This window comes from Flavobacterium sp. B330r (assembly GCF_056824325.1).
In genome coordinates, this window is sequence record NZ_CP124860.1 from 2,548,096 (window position 1) to 2,568,190 (window position 20,095).

General features: G+C 33.6%; 23 protein-coding genes and 1 riboswitch. Of the genes, 10 read left to right on the top strand and 13 right to left on the bottom strand.

Annotation, left to right across the window (positions count from 1 at the left end):
• The first annotated feature begins 18 nt into the window (after positions 1-18).
• The 4 genes from pnuC to QLQ95_RS11450 all read left to right on the top strand — a co-directional run bounded on the left by pnuC (position 19) and on the right by QLQ95_RS11450 (position 5,567).
• A complete protein-coding gene (gene pnuC, locus QLQ95_RS11435; protein ID WP_095927980.1) occupies positions 19-642 on the top strand; it encodes a nicotinamide riboside transporter PnuC in 624 nt (207 codons plus the stop codon).
• Positions 603-2,717, top strand: coding sequence for a DUF4301 family protein (locus QLQ95_RS11440; RefSeq protein WP_095927979.1), 2,115 nt, complete (start codon positions 603-605; stop codon positions 2,715-2,717). The genes pnuC and QLQ95_RS11440 overlap by 40 nt, the downstream gene beginning before the upstream one ends.
• A gap of 1 nt (position 2,718) precedes the next feature.
• Positions 2,719-3,123, top strand: a complete 405-nt coding sequence (gene arfB, locus QLQ95_RS11445) for an alternative ribosome rescue aminoacyl-tRNA hydrolase ArfB (RefSeq protein ID WP_095927978.1) — start codon at positions 2,719-2,721, stop codon at positions 3,121-3,123.
• A 281-nt stretch (positions 3,124-3,404) separates the two neighbouring features.
• The gene (locus QLQ95_RS11450) at positions 3,405-5,567 is read left to right on the top strand and encodes a TonB-dependent receptor (RefSeq protein WP_482503880.1); all 2,163 of its coding nucleotides are present in this window, start codon (positions 3,405-3,407) and stop codon (positions 5,565-5,567) included.
• Positions 5,568-5,619: 52 nt separating this feature from the next.
• Here the strand turns inward: QLQ95_RS11450 and QLQ95_RS11455 are convergent, their stop codons facing one another.
• Complete coding sequence (locus tag QLQ95_RS11455; RefSeq protein WP_095927976.1) at positions 5,620-6,036, bottom strand: Rieske (2Fe-2S) protein; 417 nt, start codon at positions 6,034-6,036, stop codon at positions 5,620-5,622.
• Positions 6,037-6,193: 157 nt separating this feature from the next.
• Between QLQ95_RS11455 and greA the strand changes: the two genes are divergently transcribed.
• Together greA and QLQ95_RS11465 are read left to right on the top strand one after the other, a co-directional pair.
• Positions 6,194-6,670 (top strand): transcription elongation factor GreA, encoded by a 477-nt coding sequence (gene greA, locus QLQ95_RS11460; RefSeq protein ID WP_057117494.1) that lies wholly within the window; start codon positions 6,194-6,196, stop codon positions 6,668-6,670.
• A gap of 55 nt (positions 6,671-6,725) precedes the next feature.
• Positions 6,726-7,115 (top strand): HIT family protein, encoded by a 390-nt coding sequence (locus QLQ95_RS11465; RefSeq protein WP_095927975.1) that lies wholly within the window; start codon positions 6,726-6,728, stop codon positions 7,113-7,115.
• A gap of 90 nt (positions 7,116-7,205) precedes the next feature.
• Here the strand turns inward: QLQ95_RS11465 and QLQ95_RS11470 are convergent, their stop codons facing one another.
• On the bottom strand, positions 7,206-8,357 hold the full coding sequence (locus tag QLQ95_RS11470; RefSeq protein ID WP_095927974.1) for a sensor histidine kinase: 1,152 nt from the start codon (positions 8,355-8,357) through the stop codon (positions 7,206-7,208).
• Between the two features lie 160 nt (positions 8,358-8,517).
• Here QLQ95_RS11470 and QLQ95_RS11475 point away from each other — a divergent pair, with 160 nt between their 5' ends.
• From QLQ95_RS11475 to QLQ95_RS11490, 4 genes are all read left to right on the top strand, one after another.
• Positions 8,518-9,393, top strand: a complete 876-nt coding sequence (locus QLQ95_RS11475) for a flavin reductase family protein (protein WP_428238842.1) — start codon at positions 8,518-8,520, stop codon at positions 9,391-9,393.
• Between the two features lie 33 nt (positions 9,394-9,426).
• Positions 9,427-9,798 (top strand): DUF3127 domain-containing protein, encoded by a 372-nt coding sequence (locus QLQ95_RS11480; protein ID WP_095927972.1) that lies wholly within the window; start codon positions 9,427-9,429, stop codon positions 9,796-9,798.
• A 121-nt stretch (positions 9,799-9,919) separates the two neighbouring features.
• Complete coding sequence (gene aat, locus QLQ95_RS11485) at positions 9,920-10,558, top strand: leucyl/phenylalanyl-tRNA--protein transferase (protein ID WP_428238843.1); 639 nt, start codon at positions 9,920-9,922, stop codon at positions 10,556-10,558.
• 3 nt (positions 10,559-10,561) lie between these two features.
• Entirely contained in the window at positions 10,562-11,356 is a 795-nt protein-coding gene (locus tag QLQ95_RS11490) for an MOSC domain-containing protein (RefSeq protein ID WP_482503884.1), read from the top strand.
• Here QLQ95_RS11490 and QLQ95_RS11495 read toward each other — a convergent pair.
• From QLQ95_RS11495 to QLQ95_RS11545, 11 genes are all read right to left on the bottom strand, one after another.
• Positions 11,353-12,063, bottom strand: a complete 711-nt coding sequence (locus QLQ95_RS11495; protein ID WP_482503886.1) for a HesA/MoeB/ThiF family protein — start codon at positions 12,061-12,063, stop codon at positions 11,353-11,355. The two genes, QLQ95_RS11490 and QLQ95_RS11495, sit on opposite strands and share 4 nt — an antisense overlap.
• A 125-nt stretch (positions 12,064-12,188) precedes the next feature.
• Positions 12,189-13,301 (bottom strand): 2-iminoacetate synthase ThiH, encoded by a 1,113-nt coding sequence (thiH, locus tag QLQ95_RS11500; protein ID WP_095927968.1) that lies wholly within the window; start codon positions 13,299-13,301, stop codon positions 12,189-12,191.
• Between the two features lie 74 nt (positions 13,302-13,375).
• A complete protein-coding gene (locus QLQ95_RS11505; RefSeq protein ID WP_095927967.1) occupies positions 13,376-13,753 on the bottom strand; it encodes a GxxExxY protein in 378 nt (125 codons plus the stop codon).
• Between the two features lie 140 nt (positions 13,754-13,893).
• Complete coding sequence (locus tag QLQ95_RS11510; RefSeq protein WP_095927966.1) at positions 13,894-14,670, bottom strand: thiazole synthase; 777 nt, start codon at positions 14,668-14,670, stop codon at positions 13,894-13,896.
• Positions 14,651-15,289: a thiamine phosphate synthase gene (locus tag QLQ95_RS11515; RefSeq protein ID WP_320493338.1), complete on the bottom strand. Its 639-nt coding sequence runs from the start codon at positions 15,287-15,289 to the stop codon at positions 14,651-14,653. Before QLQ95_RS11515 ends, QLQ95_RS11510 begins: the two co-directional genes overlap by 20 nt.
• On the bottom strand, positions 15,282-16,022 hold the full coding sequence (locus QLQ95_RS11520; RefSeq protein ID WP_320493337.1) for a hydroxymethylpyrimidine/phosphomethylpyrimidine kinase: 741 nt from the start codon (positions 16,020-16,022) through the stop codon (positions 15,282-15,284). The genes QLQ95_RS11515 and QLQ95_RS11520 overlap by 8 nt, the downstream gene beginning before the upstream one ends.
• Positions 15,989-16,594, bottom strand: coding sequence for a thiamine phosphate synthase (locus QLQ95_RS11525; RefSeq protein ID WP_320493336.1), 606 nt, complete (start codon positions 16,592-16,594; stop codon positions 15,989-15,991). The genes QLQ95_RS11520 and QLQ95_RS11525 overlap by 34 nt, the downstream gene beginning before the upstream one ends.
• Before the next feature lie 19 nt (positions 16,595-16,613).
• Positions 16,614-18,437, bottom strand: coding sequence for a phosphomethylpyrimidine synthase ThiC (gene thiC / locus QLQ95_RS11530; RefSeq protein WP_320493335.1), 1,824 nt, complete (start codon positions 18,435-18,437; stop codon positions 16,614-16,616).
• 113 nt (positions 18,438-18,550) lie between these two features.
• Complete coding sequence (gene thiS / locus QLQ95_RS11535; protein ID WP_095927961.1) at positions 18,551-18,757, bottom strand: sulfur carrier protein ThiS; 207 nt, start codon at positions 18,755-18,757, stop codon at positions 18,551-18,553.
• Positions 18,758-18,824: 67 nt separating this feature from the next.
• Positions 18,825-18,922: riboswitch (TPP riboswitch) on the bottom strand.
• Positions 18,923-19,007: 85 nt separating this feature from the next.
• Positions 19,008-19,571, bottom strand: a complete 564-nt coding sequence (locus QLQ95_RS11540) for a DNA-3-methyladenine glycosylase I (RefSeq protein WP_095927960.1) — start codon at positions 19,569-19,571, stop codon at positions 19,008-19,010.
• A 70-nt stretch (positions 19,572-19,641) separates the two neighbouring features.
• Positions 19,642-20,067, bottom strand: coding sequence for a lipocalin-like domain-containing protein (locus tag QLQ95_RS11545; RefSeq protein WP_141248110.1), 426 nt, complete (start codon positions 20,065-20,067; stop codon positions 19,642-19,644).
• Positions 20,068-20,095 lie beyond the last annotated feature (28 nt).

Below are 20,095 nucleotides of genomic sequence, written 5' to 3' on the forward strand. Positions count from 1 at the left end.
CCAAATACCACATTTCCGATGATAGATTTTTTCTTAGAAAGTTATAAAAATGCACCGCTATGGCATATTGCTTTAGAGTTTTTAGTATTTGTTTGCGGAATTTTGAGCGTTTGGTTTGCTAAAAAGGAAAATATTTGGGTATATCCAACAGGACTAATTGCTACCGTAATATCGGTTTATCTGCTTTATGTTGCGGGTTATATAGGAGACATGATTATTAATGCTTATTTCTCAATAATGAGTATTTATGGATGGTACGTTTGGGCAAAAGGAGGAACGACTGAAGACAATCTGCCGATTACCCGTACAAGTTTTAATGAAAAAATAATCGGAATCTTACTGTTTATTGTGACCGTTTTTGTAGTTTTCGGGATTTATAAATATTTTGACTATGAAATTCATAAAGACAATTATGTCGATATGATTTCGTCTGGGATATTTTTTGCTGGAATGTGGTACATGGCCAGAAAAAAAATAGAAAACTGGACACTTTGGATTATTGGTGATATTATTGTTGTGCCTCTTTATGCTTATCGTGGCCTAGGGATGCTGTCACTTCAGTATATAATTTTTACAATTTTGGCTATTTCAGCTTATTTAGAATGGAGAAAGATCTTAGACAGCAAAAAACAAATATCATAAAAATTGCTTTGTTTGGACCTGAAAGTACAGGGAAAACAACCTTAGCAAAACAGCTTGCCGATTACTACGAAACAGAATGGGTTCCTGAGTTTGCACGTGACTATTTGCAAGAAAAATGGGAAGAAAATCAGCATATTTGTGTAGCAGATGATATGTTGCCAATTGCTTATGGACAGACTGCATTAGAAAACGAAAAATTGGCCAGTGCAAACAAATATTTGTTTTGTGACACCAACTTAATGGTGACTAAAGTATTCTCTGAAATGTATTATGGTTTTTGTGACCCGCTTTTGAATGAGGCGGCATTAAAACATGAATACGATTTATTTTTCTTGACCGATATTGATGTTCCTTGGGAAAAAGACGATATTCGCGATACTCCCGAAGGAAGAGAAACTGTTTTTTCTGCTTTTAAACAAACTTTAATAGATACAAAAAAGCCCTTTATAATCTTATCTGGTAATAAAGAAACGAGATTGGAAAAAGCAACAGCCATTATTGAGAATTTGACTATTGCTAAAGAAAATGATTTCTCATCGAATGATTTTGTGCAGATATACAATAGAGGTATTTCTTTTGATGCTATTCTAAAACAGTTAAAAAGTTTTAAAAAAGGAATTGCAAAAAGTAATTTAATTAGACCAGCCACAATCAATGATGGGATTTTAAATTTATCGGAGAATGAATTTCAGCAGAAAGCCTTATTTTTTGATCAGCAAAAGGATAAATTTAAAATTAAAAAATTTGTTCCAGCATCAGGTGCGGCAACAAGAATGTATAAATTCTTAATAGCATTTCTGAATGATTTTGATATTACAAAAGAAACAATAAATGCATACATAAACAGAAAAAACGATAAAGAACTTGCTATTTTTATTGTTGGTATGGAGAAGTTTCCCTTCTTTGAGACGGTAGATAAAAAATTAAGAGAAATTTATCCTGAATTTGAGAGTTTAGAAAGAGATTATAAAAATTACTATTTTATAAAATTACTCCTGTCTCCAGAATATTTTAATTCAGCGAACAAACCCAAAGCTGTTTTACCATTTCATCAATATGATACCCACATTGCCAATCCGATTGAAGAACATTTGAATGAGTGCGTACATTATGCATCATCAAAAAATGTATCTAATTTGCATTTTACAGTTTCAGAGATACATCAAAACTTATTTGAAATAGCGGTTGCTGAAATTAAAGATAAAATCGAAAAACCTTCAGGTATTAAGATTGACATTGGATATTCCTATCAAAGTAAAAGCACAGATTCTATCACAATAGATACAAAAAATAAGCTGGTAAAAGATAAGAACGACAATTTGGTTTTCAGGCCAGGAGGACATGGCGCTTTGATTGAAAACTTAAATAATCTGGATGCCGATGTAATTTTTATTAAAAATATAGATAATGTAATCCAAAATCATATTGATCAAATTACATTGTATAAAAAAGCTTTGGCAGGCGTTTTGGTTGAGATGCAGCAAAAGGTTTTTGAATATTTAAGATTAATTGATCAAGAGAAAATTAAAGAAGATAATATTGAAGAAATACTTCTTTTTTTAGAGAAGGGTTTTAGCGTTGAAATGACTGCTGATTTCAATAAATTTACTTTTGAAAATAAAATAAGTAAACTGAAAGAGCTTTTAGATAGACCAATTCGCGTTTGCGGAATGGTTAAAAATGAAGGAGAACCAGGCGGTGGCCCTTTTTGGGTTATGAATAAAAAAGGAATAAAATCGCTTCAGATTGTAGAGACTTCACAAGTTGATTTAGAAGATAAAAAACAAGAGAAAATTTTAGCCGAGGCAACACATTTTAATCCTGTAGATTTGGTTTGTGGTATAAAAAACTATAAAAACGAAAAATTTAATCTGCTGCAATATGTAGATCAAGAAGCAGGATTTATTGTTGAAAAAAGTGTTGAGGGAAAATCAGTTAAAAATTACGAATTACCTGGTTTATGGAACGGATCAATGGCCAACTGGTTAACCGTTTTTGTCGCTGTTCCTTTGATTACTTTTAATCCCGTAAAAACGGTAAACGATTTATTGAAAGCGGCACATCAGCCACAATAATATGGATGCAGAAAAAATTATATCAGAATTAAGCTTTAAAGCCGTTCGCAGTAGCGGCTCGGGCGGACAAAACGTAAATAAAGTTTCATCAAAAGTAGTTCTGAATTTTGATTTGAATGCTTCTCAAGCTTTGTCTGATGAAGAAAAACTACTCTTGCAGGAAAATCTCTCAGCAAGATTAACTTCAGAAAATCTCCTGATTTTAAATTGTGACGAAGACAGAAGTCAGCTTAAAAATAAAGAAATTGTAATTAAACGATTTTTGGAAATTATCAAAAAAGGATTGCATGTTCCGAAAGTAAGGAAGGCTACAAAAGTTCCGAAAGCGGTAATTAAAAAGAGAATTAAAGACAAAAAGAATGTTTCTGATTTAAAACAATCTCGAAGAAAACCGAACTTGGAATAAATTCCAAGTTTTAAAATTCCAAATTCCAAAAGAATCAGAATTAGTCTGTTTTGGAATTTGGAATTTCTTTTTTGGAGTTTTAAATATTTTAACATTACCTTTGCACTGTCTCAAAGGGGTGCTCTAAATAACGAGCTGAGATCATACCCAAAGAACCTGAGCGAGTAATGTTGCTAAGGGAAAAACGACACAATCGAGCGTACACACTTTATTTTGTCGGGAAACACATTTATTAATTTAACAAAAGAATAATTCCCCCTTTTATTCGTAATTCTTTACGAATGAAAACTATCTTTAAAGGTACTGAGGTACTAAGTTGCAAAGGTTCTAAGGTTCAAAAAATGAGCAGAACCAAATCTATTTTATTTCTTCTATTCTCTTTTTTCTATTCTCTTTTCTCTTTTGCGCAACAGCAAGATTCTACAAAGGTTAATCAGCTTGACGATGTTCTAGTTTCTGCAGTTCGTGTCACTTCTAAGACCCCAGTGAGTTTTAGCAATATGGATAAAAAAGAAATTAAGTACAGAAATTTAGGTCAGGACATTCCTGTTCTGATGAATTATCTTCCTTCGGTTGTAACAACTTCAGATGCAGGTAACGGTGTAGGTTATACCGGAATTCGTGTGCGTGGAAGTGATGCTACTCGTGTAAATGTAACCATAAACGGAATTCCGTATAATGATGCAGAAAGTCAAGGAACTTTTTGGGTAAATATGCCTGATTTTGCTTCTTCTGTAGAAAGCCTTCAACTACAACGCGGGGTTGGGACATCTACAAATGGAGCAGGTGCTTTTGGAGCTAGTTTAAATTTACTAACAGATAATTATGCTAATAAAGCAACTGGCGAAATTTCTAGTTCTGCAGGATCTTTCAATACATTTAAAAATACAGTGAAATTTAGTACTGGTTTGATGAATGATCATTTTGAAATTGCGGGACGTTTATCTACAATAAAAACAGATGGTTATATTGATCGTGGAAGCGCAGACTTAAAATCATATTTCCTTCAAGGGACTTATGTTGGCAAAACGACTTTGATTAAAGCTTTGGTTTTTGGCGGAACTCAAAAAACATATCAATCCTGGAATGGAATTGACGGGGAAACATTAAACGAAAACAGAAAATATAATTCGGCAGGAGTATATACAGATGAGTTTGGTGTAACACGTTATTATGATAACGAAACCGATAATTACAATCAAGATCATTATCAATTGCATTGGAGCGAATCAATTTCTGATAAATGGAGTACAAATTTTGCATTGCATTATACAAAAGGAAAAGGTTATTTCGAAAATTATAAAGAAGATGCAGACATGGCCGATTATAGTTTAAATCCTGTTGGAGCAGTAACAACGACAGATTTGATTCGTCAAAAATGGTTGGATAATGATTTCTACGGAACTACTTTTTCTGCTAAATATGTAACAGAGGACTTGAATGTGATTTTAGGCGGAGGCTGGAATAAATATGAAGGAGATCATTTCGGAAAAGTAATTTGGGCGAGATATGCTTCTCAGTCTGAATTAGGAGATCACTACTACGATGATTATTCATCAAAAACAGACGGTAATATTTTCGCGAAAGCAAATTATCAATTCACAGAAAAATTAAGTTTCTATGGCGATTTACAATATAGAAATGTAAAGTACAAGGCTAATAGTGCAGAAACTGGTTTGGTAGATGATAATTTCAATTTCTTTAATCCTAAAGCAGGTTTAAATTATGCCTTTACTCAAAACAGCACTTTGTATTTTTCTTATGCAAGAGCGAATCGTGAGCCAAATAGAACTGATTACGAAGGCGGAAATGTAAAACCTGAAAAATTAAATGATTACGAGTTAGGATGGAGATTTAATACAGAGAAATTCCAACTTAATTCTAATGTGTATTATATGGCTTACAAAGATCAATTAATCTTAACAGGTAGATTAGACGATGTTGGAAACCCAATTCGTGCCAACACAGAGAAAAGTTACCGTTTAGGTTTTGAATTTGACGCCACAATTGCGCTTTCTGAGAAATTTACTTTACGACCAAACTTTACTTTAAGCAGCAACAAAAATGTAGATTTGGCTGTTGATGGCGAATACTATGGAACAACTAAAATTGCGTATTCTCCAGAAGTTATTGCAGGAAACGTAGTGGTATATAAACCGCTTAAGGGATTGTATCTTTCATTATTGCAGAAATATGTTGGAGAACAATACATGAATAACATTGAACTTCCTGCGGCAAAATTGGCAGATTACTTCGTAAATGATTTTAATGCTTCTTACGAAATAATTCCTAATAAGATTTTTAAATCGATAACCGTAACGGCTTTGGTTAATAATATTTTCGACAAAAAATATGTTTCAAACGGATACATGTACGATGTTTATCCATACTATTATCCTCAAGCGGGAACCAATTTCTTAATTGGTTTGAGTTTGAAATTCTAATTAAGCCAAATGCAAAAAAAGCCTGAAATTTATTTTTCAGGCTTTTTTGTTTTTAGTTGTATACGTGAATAACAGTTCCAGAAGATTCCACTCGATATTGTTTCATCGGATATTCTTTGTCTCCAAGTCCCGTGTATAAATTATATTGAGTTTTATCACAAGAACAAACAGCATAAATTCCGTCAATTGTCATTGCAGTGCAAGAAGTTAAGGCTTGATTTGGACACGCAGCATCAAAAGCGGTGTAGGTTCCTTCGCCAGTTTTCATAACAATAATTCCTTTTGCACCGTAATTGGCAACATAAACAGGGTTGCTCGGATACATTAACTTGTTATAAGTTGGCAAATTGGTATCAAGATATGCGTTTACAGAATAATTAGGAATGTAAGGATTGTTGTTGCTCTTGCTATTGTCACTACAAGAGAATAAAATAGCAGTAAATGCGATAAAAAACCAGATTTTTTTCATTATTTGAATAAGAATTAGTTAAAACAAAAATAATTTATTTAGATTTGAAATCTATATGATTAACATATAATTATGTACTATTAAAAATTATAGTATATTTGTGGTAAGAAAATCCCGTCGCGATGGGATTTTTTGTATTTATATAAACGATGAAGTTATGAGTAAAGTATCTTATTATACAGCTGAAGGATTAAAAAAATTAAAAGATGAATTGGAGCACCTGAAAAGTGTAATGCGTCCAAAAGCATCTCAAGATATTGCAGACGCAAGAGATAAAGGAGATTTGTCTGAAAATGCAGAATATGATGCGGCAAAAGAAGCACAAGGCTTGTTAGAGATGAGAATTTCTAAACTAGAAGAAGTATATGCAAATGCAAGATTAATTGACGAATCTCAATTGGATGTTTCTAAAGTTTTGGTTTTATCGAATGTAAAAATCAAAAATCAAAGCAACGGAATGGAGATGAAATATACGCTTGTTGCTGAAAGTGAAGCAGATTTAAAGACAGGTAAAATCTCTGTAACTTCTCCTATCGGGAAAGGTTTATTAGGAAAATCTGTTGGAGAAGTAGCTGAAATTACAGTTCCAAACGGAATTTTGAAATTTGAAATTCTAGAAATTTCTAGAGACTAAATTTTAGTTTAACTGGTTAATCGTTTATTCGTTTAACCGATTACACAAATAAACCATGGCATCAATATTCACTAAAATAGTTAACGGAGAAATTCCGGCATACAAAATCGCTGAAGACGAGAACTATTTAGCATTTTTAGATGTAAATCCAAATGCTAAAGGACATACACTTTGCATTCCGAAACAAGAAATCGATAAGATTTTTGATATGGACGAAGAACTGTATTTAGGGTTAATGAAATTCTCAAAAAGAATTGCCGCAGCATTAGAAAAAACAGTTCCATGCAAAAGAATCGGAATTGCAGTTGTTGGGCTTGAAGTGCCCCATGCACACGTACATTTGATTCCGTTAAATCATATGGATGAAATGCGTTTTATTGATAAAGTTTCTCTTTCAAAAGAAGAATTCGAAGCTTTAGCAAAAGATATTCAGTCAAATTTATAAGATTCAAATAGAATAAGCTTGTCAGGCTGAGCGGAGTCGAAGCCATATAAAGCTGAAAAATTATATAGAAAACAAAAAAGTGCAGCAATATTACTGCACTTTTTTATTTAATGAAATCTGAAAAGTAGTTCCTTTCCCAATTTCAGAATGCAGGACTTTTATTTTTCCATTGTGATATTCCTCGACAATTCTTTTAGTTAAAGAAAGACCAAGACCCCAGCCACGTTTTTTAGTGGTGAAACCAGTTTCAAAAATAGTTTTAAATTGTTTTTTAGGAATTCCGCTTCCAGAATCTTTAATGTTGATTTTTACATGATTTGCATCTTGTTCGAGATAAAGATCTAGTGTTCCTTTTCCTTTCATAGCATCAATAGCATTTTTAACTAAATTTTCGATAGTCCAGCTATGTAGTGTTGGATTTATCATAGCTAAAATAGGTTCGCTTGGAGCTTGAAACGAAAACGCGACTTGCTTTGAAAAACGAGATTGTAGATATTCATAAGCAGTTTTAGTTTCTTGTACGATGTCATGAAGTTCTAAAACGGGTATCGAACCAATCTTGGAAAAACGATCTGTAATAGTCTGTAAACGTTCGATATCTTTTTCGATTTCGATACTAATAGACGGATCAATATCTTCTGTTTTTAATATTTCAACCCAGCCAATTAATGAAGAAAGTGGTGTGCCAATCTGATGCGCTGTTTCTTTTGCCATCCCTGCCCAAAGTTTGTTCTGGGTTGCCATTTTGGTGCTTTTATAAAAGTTGTAAATTAAAGCAATACATAAAAATATAATTAGAAGCAGTGCAATTGGATAATATTTGAGTTTATTTAGCAATGAAGAGTTGCCATAATATAACGTCTGATATTTTCCTGGCGCATATTCGAAAGTGATTGGTTCATTTTCATTTTTCAGCTTATTCAAGAAAGCAATTCTTTTTTTCTTATCATTCAGAATTTCGTCGGGAACATTTACCGCACTCACCACTTTATCATACAGCATTATTATACCCGGAATTGAAGTGTTATTGTTGAAAATCTGAAGAGGAAGCTCTACATCCGTATTTTCATCGGCATTAACTATTGAAATTTGAGCCTTTACAAAAAGGTTCATTTTCAAGCGTTCTTCATTTTTAAAAATTTGGAAGAAAGTATAAGTGTTCCAAAGAATTAGAGAAATGATTATAAAACAGACCGAAATAATAATCCAGCGGGTTGTATTTGTTCTTTCAGAAAAAGACATATCAGTTTTTTTGAGGTATAAATATAACGAAATATACACATTTTATATTTTGCCGATGTGGAAAGATTTTTCGTTTTTATCTGCAAAACTATTTCTTCGAATTAAACCATTTCAATACTTTTGTAGCTACTAAAATGAGATTCTGTCTAAATTTTAAAGTATGATCAGCGTTAACCCAAAAGAAATTCCAACGGCCAAATTGCAAGGCTATCTGCAGAGTTCAATCGGACCTAGGCCTATTGCTTTTGCAAGTACAATTAGCGAAACAGGGATTCCAAATTTATCTCCCTTTAGTTTCTTTAATGTATTTAGTGCCAATCCGCCAATTTTGGTTTTTTCGCCATCAAGACGTGTTCGCGATAATACGATTAAACATACTTTAATTAATGCCGAAGCAACTCGAGAAGTAGTGATAAATGTTGTAAATTACGATATTGTACAGCAAACTTCTTTAGCAAGCACAGAATATGGAGACGGAGTAAACGAATTTATTAAAGCGGGATTAACCCAAATTCCTTCAGATTTAGTAAAACCATATCGTGTAAAAGAATCTCCCGTTCAGTTTGAGTGTAAGATTACGCAGATTATTCCGTTAGGAACAGAAGGTGGAGCAGGAAATCTGATTTTGTGCGAAGTGGTGAAAATTCATATCGATGAATCGATTCTAGATGAAAATGGAGCAATCGATCAGCATAAAATTGACTTAGTTTCGAGACTTGGAAATAATTGGTATTCAAGATCTAATCAAGGACTTTTTGAAGTCGCAAAACCCTTGACAACACTAGGGGTTGGAGTAGATGCAATACCAGATTTTGTAAAAGAAAGCAATGTTTTTGATGGAAATGATTTAGGAAAATTAGGTAATATAGAAGCCTTGCCTACAAAAGAAGAAGTTACTATATTTGTGAAAGAAAATTTCGCAGTCAAAGGAGTTTTAAGCTCAGACGACCAGAAAAAAGTACACTTAGAGGCCAAAAAATACTTGGATAATGGCGATGTAGAATCGGCTTGGAAAGTACTTTTAGCTAAAAAATAAAAAGAAATAGAAACAATAATTAAATAGACGAAGATGGAAGTTACAGGAAAAGTAAAAGTGGTTAACCCAGAGCAGCAAGTTAGTGCCTCATTCAAAAAAAGAGAGTTAGTTGTTACTACTGAGGAGCAGTATCCACAACATATTTTAATCGAATTTACACAAGATAAATGCGATTTATTGAGTAGCTATAAACAAGGAGATGCAGTAAAAGTTTCTATCAATTTAAGAGGAAGAGAATGGGTTAACCCACAAGGAGAAACTAGATATTTCAATAGTATTCAAGGTTGGAGAATCGAAAGATTAGCTCCAGAAGGGCCTGCACAAGGAGCACCAATGCCAGCTGCAGAAACTTTTGCACCAGCAACAAGTATAAACGAAGACGAACCAGACGATTTACCGTTCTAAAAAAGGTTTAAATTCCAAATTATAAATTCCAAATTCCAATTCATTCACGTGAGTTTGGGATTTGGAATTTTGTTTTTGAATTAATAATTCTAATTAGAATTTTGTCATTGAAATTTAAATAATGTATTTCTTATTTGATAATTTATATTTTCCGCCCGTTTCAGAAGCCGATGAAGAAGGTATTTTGGCTGTTGGTGGTGATTTGAGTCCCGAACGCTTAAAATTGGCGTACCAAAAAGGAATTTTTCCTTGGTTTAATGAAGGTGAGCCTATACTTTGGTGGGCACCTGATCCTCGTATGGTTTTGTTTTTAGACGAATTAGTTATTTCTAAAAGCATGCGGAATATTTTAAATAGAAAACAATTTACAGTTACCTTTAATACCAATTTTAAAGAAGTAATTTCGAACTGCCAGAAAATACAACGTATTGGCCAGGACGGAACTTGGATTTCAGATGATATAGTAGAATCGTATTGTGAACTTAATCGTCAAGGAATTGCAAAATCGGTTGAGGTTTGGCAAGACAATGTTTTAGTTGGAGGTTTGTATGGCGTCGATTTGGGACATATTTTCTGTGGAGAAAGTATGTTTTCGAAAGTGTCAAATGCTTCTAAAGTGGCTTTTATATCTCTAGTAAATCATTTAGAAAAAGAGAATTATAAATTATTGGATTGTCAGGTTTATAATCCACATTTGGATAGTTTGGGTTGTCGCGAAATTGATCGTGAAGAGTTTATGTCCATTTTAAAAAGTAAATAGAAAATGAATGCAATTTACAGCGTAAAAGAAATTTATATTTATCCGATAAAGAGTTTGGCAGGAATCAGCCTTGCGTCTGCAAAAGCTGAAGAAATGGGATTTGAAAACGATCGACGTTGGATGCTCATTGATGCAGAAAATCAAATGCTGACGCAGAGAGAACATCGCATTATGAGCCAGTTTTATCCGCAGATCTCAAATGGAAAAATCAGTATTACGTTTCAGGATCAAAAACATGAATTCTCTACTGACGAAAGTTTAGAAGATGCAATAGAAGTAAATGTGTGGGATGATAAAAGCCAAGTTGTTGAGGTAAATCTAGAAACATCAAAATGGTTTAGCCTGCATTTAGGTTTTGAATGCAAATTGGTTAAAATACTTAAAAATGGAGCCCGTAAGCACGAAAGTTCCAGGTTAAAAGAAACATTCAATGTAAGTTTGGCAGACGGTTATCCATATTTATTAATTGGATCCAAAAGCTTGGATTTTTTGAATGAGAGGCTCGATGAAAAAATTACTATAAAAAGATTTCGTCCCAACATTGTAGTAAGCACTGAAAATCCTCATGAAGAAGATGATTTTAAGACTTTTGCGATAGGCGGAGTTCAATTTAAAAATATAAAACCCTGTGGAAGATGTGTTATGGTGAACAATGATCCAGAAAACGGGCGTTTAAAAAAAGAACCTTTGAAAACTTTAAGTAAATACCGAAATGTAGATAATTCGGTTTTATTTGGGACTAATATCGTGAGTTTGAATTCTGGAATTATTAGCGTTGGTGATGAGGTTATTTTTTAGAAATTCAGTTTTGTAAAATTCCAATTTAGAGTATTAAAAATGACCAATTCATTTTTTAAAGTTGGTAATTCTAAAATTAATTTTAAGGTTTCGTGCGCCATCATGTTGCCAATAATTCCTGGCAATGTTCCCAAAACACCGTTTAAATTGCAATTTGGAACATCTTTTGGATCTGGCATTTCGGGAAATAAATCTCTAAGATTTTTACTTCCGTTATGATTGAAAACCGCAATTTGCCCTTCAAATTTTAAAATACTTCCGTAAACTAAAGGTTTGCCGTGCTCAATGCAAGTATCATTGACTAAATAGCGAGTTGAAAAATTATCAGAACCATCAACAACAATATCATACTGCTGAATGATTTCTGAAGCATTTTCAGCAGTTAGTTTTTCATTAATTGCAACAGTTTCAATCAACGGATTGAGTTTTGAAACTACATCTTTTGCCACAATTGCTTTATGTTGACCAATTTCATTTTCGGTATACAAAATCTGTCTGTGAAGATTGTGAATTTCAATAATGTCAAAATCCATGATTCCAATAAAACCAACTCCTGCAGTTGCAATGTATTGTAAAATCGGACAGCCCAAACCTCCTGCGCCAATTACTAAAACTCTAGCTTTTTTTAATTTTTCCTGACCCTCATCACCAATTTCAGGCAGAATAGTTTGTCTGTTGTAACGAAGGAATTCTTTGATAATACTCATTTTTTAATTGTGAATTGTGAATTGTGAATTGTGAATTGTGAATTGTGAATTGTAAAATGTTAAGTTTTCAAACCTGAAACCTGAAACCTGAAACCTGAAACTTGAAACTTGAAACTTGAAACATTTCAACTATAAGCTTTGTCCCAGTCTTTCCAAACGGGTTCATAGCCCGCGTTTTTAATGATTTTTGAAATTTCTTCTGCTGAGCGCTCATCGCTGATTTCAAATTGTTCCAAAGATTGCGGATCTACAACATAACCACCCGGATTGGTTTTAGAACCAGCACTCATACTTGTAACCCCAATTGGAATAATGTGGTTTCTGAATTTTTCGTTTTCGCGAGTTGAAATCGAAATTTCTAAATCTTCATTCCACAATCTGTAAGCACAGATAAGTTGTGTCAAATCTTTATCATCCATAATAAAATTAGGTTCGATAATGCCTTCAGCAGGACGGAGACGCGGAAAAGAAACAGAATATTTCGTTTGCCAATATTTTTTTTGCAGATAATCTAAATGCAAAGCATTAAAAAAACTATCTGTTCGCCAGTCTTCCAAACCTAATAAAACGCCCAAACCTATTTTGTGAATTCCGGCAGTTCCAATTCGATCTGGAGTTTCTAATCGATAATCGAAGTTTGATTTCTTCCCTTTTGTATGATACTTTTTGTAAACTTCCTGATGATACGTTTCCTGATAAACCAAAACCGAATATACTCCAGCATTGTGTAAACGTTCGTAATCTTCTGTAGAAAGGGGTTGCACTTCAACAGAAATAATCGAAAAATCTTTTTTGATTAAGTTAATGGCATTCAAGAAATAATTGATGTTTACAGTATAATTCGCCTCGCCTGTAACCAATAAAACATGATCAAAGCCAGTGTTTTTTAGGGCTTCTACTTCCAGTTTTATCTCAGCATCAGAAAGTGTTTTTCTTTTGATTTTATTGTCTAGACTAAATCCGCAATAGGTACAAATGTTTTGGCATTCGTTGCTTAAGTAAAGCGGGGCATACATCTGGATGGTTTTCCCGAAACGTTTCTTGGTAATTTCATGGCATTTTTGTGCCATTTGCTCTAAATAATTTTGAGCAATAGGTGAAATTAGAACTAAAAAATCATCAAGATTGTATTTGGTTTTGGCCAAAGTGCGTTCAACATCTTTTGACGTGGTTTTATATATCTTGGATTGGATTTCATCCCAATTATATTGCTCAAAAATAGATTTGAATGTTTTCATTTTGTTTTGGTTTCACGCAGATTTTACAGATTTAAGCTGATTAAAATGATTTAAATTTTGATCTGTGTGATTGATTAGATTTTATTTGCAATTCTTTTAATGTCATTAAGAATGTTTGTCGTATTGAAATTTACTAACAAGCCTAATTTTTTGTTTGTTAATCTTAAGTATGTTGCTACTTGTTTGTAATGAATAGGGGCTAAATCCTCTACAGATTTTAATTCTATAATTACTTTGTCTTCTACTAAAATATCAATTCTAAAAGCTGGATCTAACGTTATTTCTTCATATGGAATTATAACTTCAACTTGTTTTTGAATCTTTAAATCCAGCTTTTCTAATTCATAAAACAAAGCGCTTTCATAAACAGATTCAAACAAACCTGGCCCTAAATTGTTATACACTTTAAAAATTGCTCCTCTTATCAGATACGAAATTTCATTCTCAGTCATAATTCTTTAAATTTTATTAAAAAAAACAAAATCAAAGAATTTTCTTTCTTTTTAAGGTATTGGTTTTATACAGATTTGAGCGATAAAAAAAATCAAATTAAATCTGCTTTAATCTGCAGAAATCTGCGTGAAACCAAAAATTACTCATAAAGAAAAGAAGTCAAAGGGCTAGAAGCCGAAGCATAATTTTGTTGATTGGCAACTTTGGCTTCAAAGGCTTTTCTTCCTGCAATTACAGCTTCCTTAAAAGCCTCAGCCATTAATTTCGGGTTTCCTGCAACAGCAATTGCAGTATTTACCAAAACAGCATCGGCACCAATTTCCATTGCTTTTGCGGCATCAGAAGGAGCTCCAATTCCTGCATCGACAATAACAGGAACCGCACTTTGTTCAATTATAATCTCTAAGAAATCAATCGTTTTTAAACCTTTATTGCTTCCAATTGGCGAACCCAAAGGCATAACGGCAGAAGTTCCTGCACTTTCTAAATGTTTGCACAAAACAGGATCAGCATGAATGTAAGGAAGTACAATAAAGCCGAGTTTAGCCAATTCTTCTGTTGCTTTTAAAGTCTCAATTGGATCTGGCATTAAATATTTCGGATCGGGATGAATTTCGAGTTTTACCCAGTTTGTTTCTAAAGCTTCACGAGCCAGTTGTGCTGCAAAAACAGCTTCCTTGGCATTTCTTGCTCCTGAAGTGTTGGGTAATAAATTAATATTTGGATGATTTAAATGCGATAAAATAGCATCTGTATCAGTTTCCAGATCGATACGTTTTAAGGCAACCGTAACCAATTCACTTTCTGAAGCTAAAATAGCGCTTTCCATTTCTTCATTAGAACCAAATTTTCCCGTTCCAAGAAACAAGCGGGATTGAAGGGTTTTGTCTCCTATATTAAACAATGATGTTTGCATGTAATTTTTCGTTTAGTTGTTGAATTAATTTTTCTTTCTCATCACTTTCGGTAATGATTCCAGAAACGGCAATTCCATGAATTCCAGTCTCCATTAACGGACTCACATCTCTTAATGTGATTCCTCCAATGGCATAAACCGGAATGTCGATTTTATTTTTTTTCAGTTTTTGAAGAATATCGAAATAGCCTGATAGCCCTAAAATTGGACTTAGTTTTTCTTTTGTGGCAGTAAAGCGAAAAGGCCCTAAACCAATATAATCACAGCCATTTTTAACATGATTTTCGATATCTTCAAAAGTATTTGCAGTTCCTCCGATAATTTTTGTAGCGCCTAAAATTGCTCTTGCTTCGTCGATTTTGGTATCGGTTAACCCTAAGTGAACTCCACAAGCGTCTATTTCTTTGGTAAGATGTAAATCGTCATTTACAATAAAATTGGCGGTGTACTTTTCGCACAAACATTTTACCGCTTCCGCTAAAGTGAAAGCATCTTTTTGTGTTTGGTTTTTAAAACGCATTTGTATCCAATTGCAACCAGCGTCAAGTGCTTTATGAATATTATACAATTGATTTTCGATAGTTTCGCCCTGCGAAATATATTGAAGTTTGCTATACATAGTGATATCCTATTAAAGTTGTAGTTGAGCTCAAGTAATTTTCGATATAGATTTTAGCGTTTTTACAGGCTTCTTTTGCAGGCTGATTTAAAGCTAAATTCGAAGCAATGGCAGAAGAAAGTACACAACCTGAGCCATGTTTTTCAAAGCAGTTTTTTTCTGATGGAAGCAATTCTAATACTTCATCTTTTAGAAACAGACGATCTGTTCCTAGTGCCTTTTCGTTATGTCCGCCTTTTAATAAAATGTTCGTTGAAAATCTATTTTTTTTAGAAATATAATCAGGAAATAAAATTTCAGCTTCATGATAGTTCGGTGTAATCAAATCTATTTTTGACAGTATTTTATTTAAATCTAATTGATCTTCAATATTCATAAATTCAAATTTTGTAGTCGATTTCAAAACAGGATCCCAAACAATTTTTGTTGAAGGAGAAAGCTGTTTTATAATTGAAAGAATCTGGTTTAAATCATGTAAAGAAGACACAATTCCTATTTTCACAACGCTGATTTTATAATTTAAAAACAAAGTTTCGATCGAACGAATTACAAAACTCAAATCAGTCCACTGAATTTCATAAAACTGATTTTCAGTTTGAATAGTATTCGCTGTAGAAATAGCAAAACCAGTCACTTTATGCTGTTCAAATGTCTTGATGTCAGCCAAAATTCCAGCGCCTCCAGACGGATCTAAACCTGCTATTGTAAGTGCGAATGGACGATTTTCTGACATAATTTAAATTGTTTTAACGGATTTTCATTTTTCCAAATAGTTCCCAAAAGTGCGACATCATCAAAACCATTTTCAAATGCTTTTTGAATGTTTCCTGAATCAATTCCGCCCAAAGCAACCATTTTTGTTTTATGATTTTTTCTTGATTTTATTTCTTCAAAAAGATCTTTTTGAGGAGAATAATTTTCTTTAGAAATACTTTTAAAAACAGGACTTAAGAACGCATAATTAAATTTCGTTTCTAACGAATTGAAATCTTCGATGGAATGCGTTGATGTTGAAATTGATTCGCATTTAAACCTACAAGGTTTTGGAAACCTTGCAGGAAATTCTTTTCTATCTTTCTCAGAAAAATGAAATCTTTCAATGCCAAGATCTTCGGCTAACTGATGATGACTGTGCAAAACCAGATTAGTCCGAAATTCTAATTTGATCTGATGAATGAACTTTGCCATTTCTAATTCTGAAAAATCAGGTTTGCGGATATGAAGCGAATACAATCCTTCTTCCAATAAAGAATGAAGAATTTGAGTTTCATCTTCAATAAAAAAAGGATTTGTAATCACAATCATATCTTTCCTCTATGTTCTTTTAGATGTAAATCTCTTTCCCCTGTTCAATAAATTCTTCCGATTTCTCCTGCATTCCTTTTTCAGCTGCAGCAACATCCCTAATTTCCTGAGATATTTTCATAGAACAGAATTTAGGACCGCACATCGAGCAAAAGTGTGCTACTTTTGCGCCATCAGCAGGAAGTGTTTCATCGTGGAATTCTCTTGCTGTATCTGGATCTAAGGCCAAATTAAACTGATCTTCCCAACGGAATTCAAATCTTGCTTTGCTCAACGCGTTATCGCGATACTGCGCACCCGGATGGCCTTTCGCTAAGTCGGCAGCATGAGCAGAAATTTTATAAGTGATTACCCCATCTTTAACATCTTTTTTATTCGGTAGACCTAAATGTTCTTTCGGTGTAACATAGCACAACATTGCACACCCGTACCAGCCAATCATAGCGGCCCCAATTGCCGAAGTGATATGGTCGTAACCTGGCGCAATATCCGTAGTTAAAGGGCCTAAAGTATAAAATGGAGCTTCATGACAATGTTCCAGCTGTTTGTCCATGTTTTCTTTAATCATGTGCATTGGTACGTGCCCTGGACCTTCAATAAAAACCTGAACATCATGTTTCCAAGCAATTTTTGTCAATTCACCCAAAGTTTCTAATTCGGCAAATTGTGCAGCGTCATTCGCATCCGCAATCGAACCTGGACGTAAACCATCTCCCAAAGAAAAGGCAACGTCATATTGTTTCATGATTTCGCAGATTTCTTCAAAATGCGTGTAAAGGAAGTTTTCTTTATGATGAAACAAACACCACTTTGCCATGATAGATCCGCCTCGTGAAACGATTCCGGTAACACGATTGGCAGTTAAATGAATATAACGAAGTAAAACCCCAGCGTGAATAGTAAAATACGAAACGCCTTGTTCTGCTTGTTCAATCAGTGTATCACGGAAAATTTCCCAAGTTAAATCTTCGGCAATTCCTTTTACTTTTTCTAATGCCTGATAAATTGGAACGGTTCCAATTGGTACGGGAGAATTACGAATAATCCATTCTCTGGTTTCGTGAATGTTTTTTCCTGTGGATAAATCCATTATAGTGTCAGCTCCCCAACGGCAAGCCCAAACGGCTTTTTCAACCTCTTCTTCAATGCTTGAAGTCACGGCGCTATTTCCGATATTGGCATTTATTTTCACCAAAAAATTACGTCCCACAATCATAGGTTCGCTTTCTGGATGGTTGATGTTGTTTGGAATAATCGCCCTTCCGCAGGCAACTTCAGAGCGTACAAATTCTGGAGTGATTTTGTTTTTTGGGGTATTTGCACCAAAACTATTCCCACCGTGCTGGCATTGCATGGCTTTGGTTTGCTCATTTAAAAGTTCAATACGCTGGTTTTCACGAATCGCAATATATTCCATTTCTGGAGTAATAATGCCTTGTTTGGCGTAATACAATTGTGTTACATTCGCGCCTTTCTTAGCACGTTTTGGCTGATGTAAATATTCAAAACGAAGATGATTTAGACTTTCATCTTTTAATCGGCTTAAGCCATAATCTGAGGTGATTTCGTTTAGGATTTCAACATCATTTCGATCTAAAATCCATTGTTCTCTTAATCTCGGCAATCCTTTTCTAATATCAATTTCAATATTTGGATCTGTGTAAGCGCCCGAAGTGTCATAAACGGTTACGGGTGGATTTTTCTCAATTCCGCCATTTGAAAGTTTAGTATCGCTTAAACCAATTTCGCGCATTGCTACTTTTATGGGATGAATTTCTCCATCGATATATACTTTCTTAGAATTCGGAAACGGGGTTCTGGATATTTGTTCTTCTGTTGTCATAATCTTGTATATTGTAAAAAGTTAGATGTAAAATGTGAATTGTAGAGACGCACCGCAGTGCGTCTGCATCCAGTATATAATTGGAATTTGGAATTTTTAGATTGGAATTTATGTCATCCTCCCTGCGTTGCAGAAATAATTAAAATTTCGTCAGTTTCTTGTACGAAGAATTCGCTCCATTTGTTTTTTGGAACAACAGTATTGTTGACGGCAATAGCGATTCCGTTTTGTTTGTGCGGAATTTCGAGATCGAGCAATGATTGAACGCTTAGCGATTCAGCATTGAATTTTTTAGTTTGTTGATTGATTTTTAGTTCCATTCCTTATTTGAGTTTAGTGTATAGATACACCTTAGGAATGGCTACAAGAACGCATAGAAATGCGTGCAGAAGTCATCTTACTTTTCCCTACGCTAGTATGAACTAGATCAGGTTCAGAGGGTAAAATCTCAGCCTACAAGTTTGTAGACACCCCTAAAGTGTGAAGCAAATATATGTAATTTTTGTTTAAAAGTTTCAGGTTTCAAGTTTCAGGTTCAAAAAAACTGAAAACTGTGACTGAAAACAGAGACTATTTTCTTTTTCGGGTAAAGCAATCTTCCACATGATCATTGACCATTCCAGTTGCCTGCATGTGTGCATAAATAACTGTCGAGCCAACAAATTTAAATCCGCGTTTTTTTAAATCTTTGCTGATTTCATCTGAAAGAGGAGTAGTAGCTGGGGCATCTTTTGAATTTTTTAGATGGTTTACAATCGGTTTTCCATCAGTATATTTCCAAATATAATCGGAGAAAGAACCAAATTCCTCTTGGACTTTCATAAAAGCGAGAGCATTAGAAACCGCTGCCTTAATTTTTAGTTTGTTTCTAATAATTCCTGTATTCTGCATTAGCTCTTCAATTTTATCTTCAGAGTAAAGAGCTATTTTTTTATAATCGAAATAATCAAAAGCAGCTCTGAAGTTTTCTCTTTTGTTTAAAATTGTAATCCAACTTAAACCAGCCTGAAAAGTTTCTAAAATTAAAAATTCAAATAAAGTAGGATCATCATAAACAGGAACGCCCCATTCTTCATCATGATATTTTTTATATAAATCGCTGGCAGAACACCAGCTGCATCTTATTGGTTCCATCTTTTTATTTTAAATGTAAAAAAAAACCTCAAACTTGAAGGCTTGAGGTTTAAAAAAAGTTTCAAAAAAATTATATGCGTTTGAACTCAACTACATATGTTTCAGATACACTGTATGTATATTTAATTTTTAAAGTTGTTTTATTTAATACTAAGATTTCTCCATTATCAACAGAAGTATCACCGTCATATTTAACAGTTATTGTATTGTCTTTTCTAGTCCAAGTTCCATTTTCAGAATAATCATTACATTTTGAATTGCTGTATTCAGAATAATGATCGATGAATTTTCCTCCTGCTTGAATTTCAAAAACATCTTTGTTGCAACCTCCTTCGTAAACTACTGGAGTTAATTTTTCTTTTCCGTCAACAATAGTTCCGTCTTGGTATACTTCCCATTTCCCTTCAAGAGACGCGTTATCACTGTCATTACTGCTGCAAGATACTGATAATCCTAGTGCCAATACAGACACAAAAAAAATACTTAGTTTTTTCATTTTGGTAGATTTGTTTGTTAAATTTTTT